Genomic DNA, 8,936 nt, shown 5'->3' with positions numbered 1-8,936 from the left:
CTCGCCAACCGCCGTTAATTTTAAGATAAGCCTGGGCAAATCCCTCCTCCTGGAACCCCGCCTTCTTGAGAAGGGTCCGCGAAGGTCCGTTGTCCGGGATGCAGGCCGCTTCCAGGCGATGGAGCCCCAGGGTGCGGAACGCGAACTCGGTCATCGCGCGCACCGCCGCCAGGGTCAGGCCCTGGCGGGTGTAGGGCTTGCCGCACCAGTAGCCCACCGACCCCATCTGCGCGACGCCCCGGCGGATGTTCGACAGGGTGATCCCGCCGGTGAGAGCATCGTCCGACGTCCGGAACACGAAGAACGGATAGGCGATGCCGATCTCGCGGTCCCGGGCGTAGGCCAGCAGCCGGCGGCGGAAGGCGGCGCGGCTCAGGTCGTCCGCCGGCCAGGTGGGCTCCCAGGGCTGCAGGAACGCCCGGCTCTGCGCCCGCAGCTCGCGCCACTCGGCGAAGTCGGACGCCCTCGGCGGCCGCAGCCACACGCCCTGGCCTTCGACGCGAAGGCCGCTATCGGGCGCGATCCAGTCCAGCAGAGCCATGGCGGGAGCGTCGCGCAATTCGCGCCGCGGTCAAGGGCGCCGGTCAAACGGGCCGCGACGCAGGAGTCCGCACTCGCCGCGGATGCAGCGAGCGCCGATTTGCCGCGGGCAAGCTTGGCCCTTGGTGACCGCGTCTTAAACGCGGGAGCCAAGGCTGGAGTCCCATCCACGCGGACGCCCTTCCGATGGCCAAGGACCATCGCAGCCCGGAACCTGCCGTCCCCGCCGACGCCCACGCGACGGCGGCCGAACGGGCGCGCCGCCTGTTCCTCGCCAAGCTCAGCCATGAGATCCGCACGCCGCTGAACGGCGTCCTCGGCATGGCCCAGGCGATGGCGGGCGACGACCTCAACGCAGCCCAGCGCCAGCGGCTGGAGGTCCTGCGTCAGTCGGGCGAGACGCTGCTCCTGATCCTCAACGACCTGGTCGGCGCAGCTCCCGCCGAGCGCGAACCGGCGCCGCCCGGTCCCGTCTCCAGGCCGCCCACGCCCGAGCGTCCGCCCCGCGTCCTCGCGGCCGAGGACAATCCGGTGAACCAGGTGGTTCTGCGCGCCCTGCTCGAACAGGCCGGCATCGAGCCCTTCATCGTCGACGACGGCGCGGCCTGCGTCGACGCCTGGCGCACCGCCGAGTGGGACGTGATCCTGATGGACGTGCAGATGCCGGTGCTGGATGGCCTGGGCGCGAGCCGGGCGATCCGCGCGGCCGAGACGACGAGCGGCCGCCGTCGCACGCCGATCCTCGCCCTCACCGCCAGCGCCCTCGCCTCGCAGGCCGCGGACTATGCCGAAGCTGGCATGGACGGTCTCATCGCCAAGCCCATCCACGTCGAAGAGCTGTTCAGCCGCATCGAGGCGGCCCTCGACCTGACCGAGAAGGACGCGCTGCCTAGCCGAACAGCGCGGCGTTGAACCGCTCGGCCGCCGGCCCCGCGGCCTTGGGGCCCAGGATCGCCGACGCCGAGACGCCGGGGGCCAGGATCTTCGCGGTCAGCGCCGCGATCTGCTCGGCCGTCACCGCATCGACCTCGGCGGCCACGGCTTCGGGATCGAGCGTCTCGCCGAACAGCAGCACCTGGCCGGCGGCCTGCTCGGCCCGCGCCAGCGCCGCCTCGCGGCCCATGAACATCGCGCCCTTGAGCTGCGCCTTGGCGCGGGCCAGCTCCTCCGCGCCCACGGGCTCTCGCAGGGCCTTGATCTCGCCGGCCGTCACCTCGGCCAGCTCGCCCGCGTCCTTGGCGTCGCAGCCGGCGAACACGCCGAGGACGCCAGTATCGGCGTAGGTCTCGGAATAGGCGTCGATGGCGTAGGCCAGGCCACGCGCCTCCCGCGCCTCCTGGAACAGCCGCGAGGCCATGCCGCCGCCCAGCATCTCGGCCAGGAGCCGCAGGGCGAAATAGTCCGGATCCCGCACGCTCACCGCCGGCAGCAGGAACACCAGGTTCGACTGCTCCAGCCGCTTCGAAACCGCGCGAACGCCGCCCCCGAACGCCGCCGCGTCGGCGACGACGGGCCCCGCGCCGGTGGCGCCGCCGAAGTCGCGCTCGGCCAGCTTCAGCAGTTCGTCCTCGTCCACCGCGCCGGCCGCGCTGACCACCAGGGTCTCGGGCGCATAGAGCGCCGCGCGCCAGGCCTCCAGCGTCTGCGGCGTGGCCGTGCCGATCGACTGCGGCGTGCCCAGGATCGGCCGGCCCAGCGCCTGGCCGGCGTAGGCCGCCTCCTGCGCCAGTTCGAACACCAGGTCGTCGGGCGTGTCGGCCGCCTCGGCGATCTCCTGGCCCACCACCTGCTTCTCGCGGGCGAGGTCGCCGGCGTCCATCGCCGGCCGTAGCACCAGGTCCGAGATCACCCGCGAGCCCAGGTCCAGGCCGTGCTTCAGCGCCCGCACCTGGAAGCTGGTGCGCTCGTAGCCTGTGGCGGCGTTGATGTGGCCGCCCTCGGCCTCGATGACCTCGACGATGTCTTTCGCCGATCGCCCGCCGGCGCCCTTGAACACCATGTGCTCCAGAAGGTGCGACCAGCCCGAGCGGCTCGGGTCCTCGAACCGCGCGCCGCGGCCCGCGACCACCGAGAGCGCCACCGTCTGCCAGCCCGGCAGCGGATCGCAAACGACCCGCACGCCGTTCGAAAGGGTATGGACCTTGGGGGTCAAGTCACCCGCTCGGCGAAGGCCCGGACATAGGCCTTGATGGTGTCGGCCTCGCCCGGCAGGCGGTCGAAGCGCTCCTTGCGGTCGGCAAGGCTGGCGACGCCGCGCGGCAGCGCCGGCTCGACGCCCGAGGCCTTGGCCACGTCCTCGGGGAACTTGGCCGCATGCGCCGTCGACAGCACCACGGCCGGCCCGTCCAGCGCCACATGCCGCAGCGCCGCCACCGCGACCGCCGTGTGAGGGTCGATCAGTTCGCCGGTCTCGTTCAGCGTGGAGACCATGGCGCGCACCGTCTCGTCCTCACCGATACCCACGCCACTGAACGTCGCCTGCATGGCCGCCAGCGCGCTGGGAGGGATGTCGATCGCGCCGGTCTTGGCGAAGGCCTCGAACGCCCGCGCCGTATCGGTCGCCTCGCGCTTGACGCTCTCGAAATAGAGCCGCTCGAAGTTGGACGCCGACTGGATGTCCATGGCGGGCGACAGCGTCGCCTGCACCGTGCCGCGGGCGTAGCGGCCGGTCGAGAAGGCGCGCGCCAGGATGTCGTTGGAGTTGGTCGCCACCACGATGCGCTTGATCGGCAGGCCCATCCGCATGGCCACGTAACCGGCGAAGGCGTCCCCGAAGTTCCCGGACGGGACAACGAAGTTCACCGCCCGACCGGGCGCGCCCAGGGCGGCGGCCGTGGTGAAGTAGTAGACCGACTGGGCCGCGATCCGCGCGAAGTTGATCGAGTTGACCGCGGCCAGGTCCACGGCTTGGCGCAGGGCCTGGTCCTGGAACGCGTTCTTCAGGATGGCCTGGCAGTCGTCGAAGGTGCCCTTCACCGCGATGCAGGCGATGTTGCTCTCCGCCGCCGTGGTCATGAACCGGCGCTGGACCTCGCTGATCCGGCCCTCGGGGAACATCACCACCACGCCGACATTCTTCGCGCCGCGGAACGCCTCGACGGCCGCGCCGCCAGTGTCGCCCGACGTGGCGCAGAGGATGGTCTGCTTGCGGCCCTGCTTTCCAAGGATGTGATCGTACAACCGCGCCAGGATCTGCATCGCCACGTCCTTGAAGGCGAGGCTGGGCCCGTGGAACAGCTCGGCGATGAAGGTCTGCGGCCCGATCTGCACCATCGGCACGACCGCCTTGTGGCTGAAGGAGCCGTAGGCCTCCTCGCACATCCGCAGCATGTCTGCGGGGGCGATCTCGTCGCCGGCGAACTTGCCCAGCACCTTCGCCGCCACCTGGGCGTAGGGCATCCCGGCGAAGGCGGCGATCTCGTCCGGCGTGAAGGTCGGCCAGGTCTCGGGCACATAGAGGCCGCCGTCGGGGGCGAGGCCACCCAGCACCGCATCGGTGAAGCCGACCGCCGCGGCCTGCCCGCGGGTCGAGACGTAACGCATCTAATTCTTCCGCCGTCTGAAGAGCATGGCGGCATAGACGCCGAGCAGGGCGGCGGCAAGGCCGTACCAGGTCAGCGCGTACTCCAGGTGCCGGTTGGGGATGTCGGCGGGGATCGGCGCGGGGACCAGGGCGCGCCAGTCGGGATTGGTCGTCGTCTCCGCCATCAGCGTCAGCGGCGCGGCGTCCGGCGCCTTCAGGGCCGCGGCCATGGCCGGCAGGTCGCGCACGAACCAGCGCGTGGGCGTGTTCGGCGGCGAGAAGGCGTTGCCCGGCTCGGGCTTGCGCAGCACGCCGGTGATCTGCAGCGGCGCCGTGGCGGCCGGATCCACGGACGGGCGGGCCGAGACCGTGTCCGCCACGAACCCGCGGTCCACGAGGACCGTCCGGTACTTCGCGCTGTCGACCCGGCACGCCGAGATAAGCCGCGACCCGGCCTGGCCCTCGCGCAGGCTGTAGAGTTCGATGTAGGGCGCAGTCGCGATGCCCGGGCAGGTCGCGGTCACGCGGGTGAAGTCGGCGTCTGCGCCATGGGCCACGCGATCCAGCACCGGGCCGATCGGCTGAGCCGGCGCCGACTGCAGCGCCGCGATGCGGTGCAGCAGGCCTTCCTTCCATTTCAGGCGCTGGACCTGCCAGGTGCCCAGGCCGATCAGGATGACCAGCGCGATCCCGACGGCGACCGTCAGCCCGACGGGGAAGCCCCCGCGCCGCGGCTCAGTCGTCATGACGCGCTTCGGAGGCCTTGTTCATGAACTGGGCGGCCAGCATGGCGCCCTTCAGCGGCCGCATCAGGCCCAGCGACAGGATGAGGGTCAGCGGCAGCCAGAGGATCAGGTGCACCCAGATCGGCGGGTGGACCGTGAACTCGGTGAACACGGCGGCGAAGGCGACGGCGAAGCCCGCGATCAGGATCACGAACACCGCCGGGCCATCGCCCGAGTCGGCCTTGGCGAAGTCGTAGCCGCACGCCTCGCAGGACGGGGCCACCTTGAGGAAGCCTTCGAAGAGGAAGCCCTCCCCGCAGTTGGGGCATCGGCCGGCGATGCCCGCCAGAAGCGGATTGGGCTTGCTCAAGTCGCTCGCCTCAGTGCCCGCCGTGGGCCCCGAAGATCACGTAGATGAAGGCGAACAGGAACAGCCACACCACGTCGACGAAGTGCCAGTACCAGGCGGCCGCCTCGAAGCCGAAGTGCTGCTTGGGCGTCATGCCCTTACCCATCAGGCGGATCAGGCAGACGATGAGGAAGATCGTGCCGACAAGCACGTGGAAGCCGTGGAAGCCGGTCGCCATGAAGAACGACGAACCGTAGAGGCCCGAGTTCTCCTGGCCTTCGCCGCCGAAGAAGTACTTGTGCTCGAGGATGTGGTGATACTCGTAGGCCTGGATCGCCGTGAACATCATGCCGAGCAGCACGGTCAGCAGCAGGCCGATCTTGGCGCTCTTGCGGTCGCCGACCTGCAGCGCGTGGTGAGCCCAGGTGACCGTGGTGCCCGAGAGCAGCAGCGTCAGGGTGTTCACCAGCGGCAGTTGGAAGGCCGGGACGGTCTCGACGCCCTTCGGCGGCCAGTTGGCCCAGGCGGTGGCCACTTCCTCGATCGGCGCATGCGTCCGGTTGCCGTGGAACAGGGCCATCTCGAAGAAGATCCAGAACCACGCCACGAAGAACATCACTTCCGAGGCGATGAAGAGGACCATGCCATAGCGCAGGCCGATCGACACCACGGGGGTGTGGTCGCCGGCGTTGGCTTCCTTGGTCACGTCAGACCACCAGCCGATCATCGTGAACAGCACGCCCGCCAAACCGGCGAAGAAGAGCCACGAGGTGTGCTGCGGCTGGCCGAACAGGCCCTTCATCCACATCACGCCGCCCATGGCCATCACCGTCGCGGCGATCGAGCCGACGAGCGGCCACGGGCTCGGATTGACGAGGTGGTAGTCGTGCTTCACGCCAGCGGCCATTGCGGTCCTAACCCCTTGCAGTTCCCCACGCGCGCGGACTCAAGGCGAGGGCCGCGCACGGACAGTCGCGGACGCTATAGCGCTGCCCCGCGCCATCCGCCAAGGGGGAAAGGACGCTTTGCCGCTGGTCCAGGCGCGGCGCCACCGGCCGGCGCGGCAAAGGTGCGGCCTACGCGCCCAGGCCTCGTTGCCCGGGGACGTCGTACCGGCGGCCCGCGCGATGACAGTCCTTGCTCAGGTAGAGGCCGGTGAGCAGGCTGCGCCGCGCGCGCGCCTCGCGCGTCGCCCTGCGTTGCGCGGCGGCCTGCAGGCCGCTTTCCAGCCGGCCGGGCGTGCCGCTCACGAGGTCGGCGGGGATGACGATCCCGCCCACATACAACAGGGGCCCCGACCCGAACCGATCCGATGTCTCCTTGCGCCGGGCTCGGGCCATGTCGCGCAGGTCCCCTTCGATCTGGCCGATCTCGCCGGCCAACTGCGCGCAGCTCAGCGTCGACTCGTCGCGAGAGCCCGAAAGGACGTCGTCAGCGATGGAGGCGAAGGCGGGACTGGTCGCCAGCGATAGCGCCAAGGTCAGACAAGCCAGCTTCACGCGCGCCTCCCTCGAGTTCTCCGGGAAGAACATCACGCGCGGACGCCCGCGTCCACGGTGGGTGGATCAGTCGCCCGCCGTCGCCGCCCTGTGGTCCTTCACGGGCGCGGCCTTGGCCTCCTTCGACGTCGTCGGGAAGAAGGTGTAGCTCAGGGTCACCTCGGGCTTGCCCTTGGTGTCGATGTCGTCGGCGTACTTGGGGTCCACGTAGTACAGCACCGGCATGTCGACCGTGGCGCGCGGCGCGATCGTCTGGTCCGAGAAGCAGAAGCACTGCAGCTTCTGGAAGTACGGCCCCGCCTGCTCGGGCACCACGTTGAACAGCGCCCGGCCGGTGACCGGCTTGTCGGAATTGTTGGTGACCTTGAAGAAGGCGATCTTCGTCTCGCCGATCCTGGCTTCCTGCGAGACCTGCTCGGCCTTGAACGTCCAGGGCAGGTCGCGGACGTTGGCGTCGAACCGGATGGTGAGGGTCTTGCCCAGCACCTTATCCGACTCGCCCTTGGCCCGGCGGGTCGCCCCGTCGAAGCCGGTCACCTGGCAGAACATCTTGTAGAGCGGCACGGCGGCGAAGGCCGCGCCGGTCATGCCGAAGAACGTCGCCGCGCAGATCAGCGCGACCTTGGCGTTGCGTTTACGCTCTCGCTCAGAAAGGCCGGTTTGCGACACTGCCGCCCATCCTCACCACGGTGACCACATAGACCAGGATCACGAAGGCCACGAGGCCAAGCGCGATCGCGATGTTGCGCCCCTTGCGGGCCTTGGCCGCCGCGTCGTCCTCGCGGTTGGGGTCGCTCATCGGAACAGCTCCAGGGGGCGGGCGCCCATCAGGTGCTCGGCGAGCAGCGTCGCGAACAGCAGGGCCAGGTACAGGATCGAGAAGGCGAACAAGTTGCGGGCGTCACGGGCGCCGGCGCGCACGTGGTACAGCCCGTCGTCGTTGCGCGGATCGGCCGCCTCGCCCGCGTGGCTGCGGTAGAGCCGCCAAGCCAGCAGCAGGAAGACCAGCCCGCCCAGGCCCGACACGGCGAGATAGCCCGCGCCGCCCAGCCCGGTGAAGGCCGGCGCCACGCACACCGGGATCAGCAGCAGGCTGTAGACCAGGATCTGCAGGCGGGTGGACGAGGCGCCCTTGACCACCGGCATCATCGGCACGCCGGCCTTGGCGTAGTCCTCGGAGGTGTAGAGCGACAGCGCCCAGAAGTGGGGCGGCGTCCACATGAAGATGATGGCGCACAGCAGCCACGCGTTCAGCGGCGCGCCGCCGGTCGCCGCGGCCCAGCCGATCACCGGCGGCAGCGCGCCGGCGAGCCCGCCGATGACGATGTTCTGCGCCGTCCAGCGCTTCAGCCACATGGTGTAGACGACGGCGTAGAAGACGATGGTGAAGGCCAGCAGGCCGGCGGCGAACCAGTTCAGCGCCATGCCCATCAGCATCACCGAGAACAGCGACAGCACGACGCCCAGCGCCAGGGCGTCGGCGCCCTGCACCCGGCCGGCGGGCACCGGGCGGCCGCGCGTGCGGCGCATCTTCGCGTCGATGTCGGCGTCGTACCACATGTTCAGCGAGGCCGACGCGCCGGCCCCCACCGCGATGCAGAGCACCGCCACGGCGGCCAGGATCGGGTTGATGCGGTCGGGCGCGCAGACGAGACCCGTCAGCGCCGTGAAGATCACCAGCGACATCACGCGCGGCTTCAGGAGCTGCAGGAAGTCCTGCCAGCGGGCGATCGCGCGCGGATTGGATTGGGCCGTAGCCATGGCCATCGAGGGTCACACCTGAACTCGGGGTGGCGCTCTCTAGCGCAGATCGCTCCCGGGGCGAAGGCCGTCGTCACGGATGTGACGAAAAGGACCGCGGGACGCCGGGCCTGAAACGGAAGAAGCCGGTCGCCCTGGGGCGACCGGCTCCTTTGATCCGTAGAGGCCGTCGGTCCTTAGTGGACGTCGGGCTTCACCACCGGCAGTTCGTTGAACTGGTGGAACGGCGGCGGCGAGCTGAGGGTCCACTCCAGCGTCGTGGCGCCTTCGCCCCAGGGGTTCGCCTCGGCCTTGCGGCGGCGCACGGCGGCCTCCAGCAGGACGATCAGGAACACGCCCACGCCGGCGACGGTGATCAGGTAGCCGTCGGTGGAGATCTTGTTCCAGAAGGAGAAGCCTTCCGGATAGTCCACGTAGCGGCGCGGCATGCCCTGGAGGCCCAGGAAGTGCTGCGGGAAGAAGATCAGGTTCACGCCGACGAACGTGATCCAGAAGTGCAGGGCGGCGAGGAACTCGTTGTACTTCACGCCCCACATCTT

General features: G+C 70.0%; 12 protein-coding genes. 1 reads left to right on the top strand and 11 read right to left on the bottom strand.

All coding sequences use genetic code 11. The features are described from left to right. On the bottom strand, window positions 1–541 hold a 541-nt coding region (locus Q0L11_RS07160; RefSeq protein WP_296596325.1), incomplete at its 3' end, for a GNAT family protein. Window positions 542–726: 185 nt separating this feature from the next. On the opposite strand from Q0L11_RS07160, the gene Q0L11_RS07155 reads away from it, so the two are divergent. Next, window positions 727–1,452 (top strand): response regulator, encoded by a 726-nt coding sequence (locus Q0L11_RS07155; RefSeq protein WP_296596323.1) that lies wholly within the window; start codon window positions 727–729, stop codon window positions 1,450–1,452. Here Q0L11_RS07155 and Q0L11_RS07150 read toward each other — a convergent pair. The 10 genes from Q0L11_RS07150 to Q0L11_RS07105 form a co-directional block, all read right to left on the bottom strand. After that, on the bottom strand, window positions 1,430–2,692 hold the full coding sequence (locus tag Q0L11_RS07150) for a pitrilysin family protein (protein ID WP_296596321.1): 1,263 nt from the start codon (window positions 2,690–2,692) through the stop codon (window positions 1,430–1,432). The genes Q0L11_RS07155 and Q0L11_RS07150 overlap by 23 nt on opposite strands. Then, a complete protein-coding gene (thrC, locus tag Q0L11_RS07145; RefSeq protein ID WP_296596320.1) occupies window positions 2,689–4,083 on the bottom strand; it encodes a threonine synthase in 1,395 nt (464 codons plus the stop codon). The genes Q0L11_RS07150 and thrC overlap by 4 nt, the downstream gene beginning before the upstream one ends. Further along, window positions 4,084–4,809 carry an SURF1 family protein gene (locus Q0L11_RS07140; protein WP_296596319.1) on the bottom strand — a complete coding sequence of 242 codons (726 nt, stop codon included), beginning with the start codon at window positions 4,807–4,809 and terminating at the stop codon, window positions 4,084–4,086. It abuts the gene before it with no gap. Next, window positions 4,799–5,158 (bottom strand): DUF983 domain-containing protein, encoded by a 360-nt coding sequence (locus Q0L11_RS07135; protein WP_296596317.1) that lies wholly within the window; start codon window positions 5,156–5,158, stop codon window positions 4,799–4,801. Before Q0L11_RS07135 ends, Q0L11_RS07140 begins: the two co-directional genes overlap by 11 nt. Window positions 5,159–5,168: 10 nt before the next feature. Beyond that, on the bottom strand, window positions 5,169–6,044 hold the full coding sequence (locus Q0L11_RS07130; protein ID WP_296596316.1) for a cytochrome c oxidase subunit 3: 876 nt from the start codon (window positions 6,042–6,044) through the stop codon (window positions 5,169–5,171). A 169-nt stretch (window positions 6,045–6,213) separates the two neighbouring features. Beyond that, window positions 6,214–6,636: a hypothetical protein gene (locus Q0L11_RS07125; protein WP_296596314.1), complete on the bottom strand. Its 423-nt coding sequence runs from the start codon at window positions 6,634–6,636 to the stop codon at window positions 6,214–6,216. A 66-nt stretch (window positions 6,637–6,702) separates the two neighbouring features. After that, window positions 6,703–7,305 (bottom strand): cytochrome c oxidase assembly protein, encoded by a 603-nt coding sequence (locus Q0L11_RS07120; RefSeq protein WP_296596313.1) that lies wholly within the window; start codon window positions 7,303–7,305, stop codon window positions 6,703–6,705. Beyond that, complete coding sequence (locus Q0L11_RS07115; protein WP_296596311.1) at window positions 7,283–7,435, bottom strand: hypothetical protein; 153 nt, start codon at window positions 7,433–7,435, stop codon at window positions 7,283–7,285. Before Q0L11_RS07115 ends, Q0L11_RS07120 begins: the two co-directional genes overlap by 23 nt. Beyond that, the gene (gene cyoE, locus Q0L11_RS07110) at window positions 7,432–8,403 is read right to left on the bottom strand and encodes a heme o synthase (RefSeq protein ID WP_296596309.1); all 972 of its coding nucleotides are present in this window, start codon (window positions 8,401–8,403) and stop codon (window positions 7,432–7,434) included. Before cyoE ends, Q0L11_RS07115 begins: the two co-directional genes overlap by 4 nt. A 170-nt stretch (window positions 8,404–8,573) precedes the next feature. Further along, the coding region (locus Q0L11_RS07105) for a cbb3-type cytochrome c oxidase subunit I (protein WP_296596308.1) at window positions 8,574–8,936 on the bottom strand (363 nt) is incomplete at its 5' end.

Source organism: Phenylobacterium sp., assembly GCF_024508875.1.
In the GTDB taxonomy this organism is placed as follows: Bacteria; Pseudomonadota; Alphaproteobacteria; order Caulobacterales; family Caulobacteraceae; genus Phenylobacterium.
This window is presented reverse-complemented; position numbering and strand designations above follow the sequence as displayed.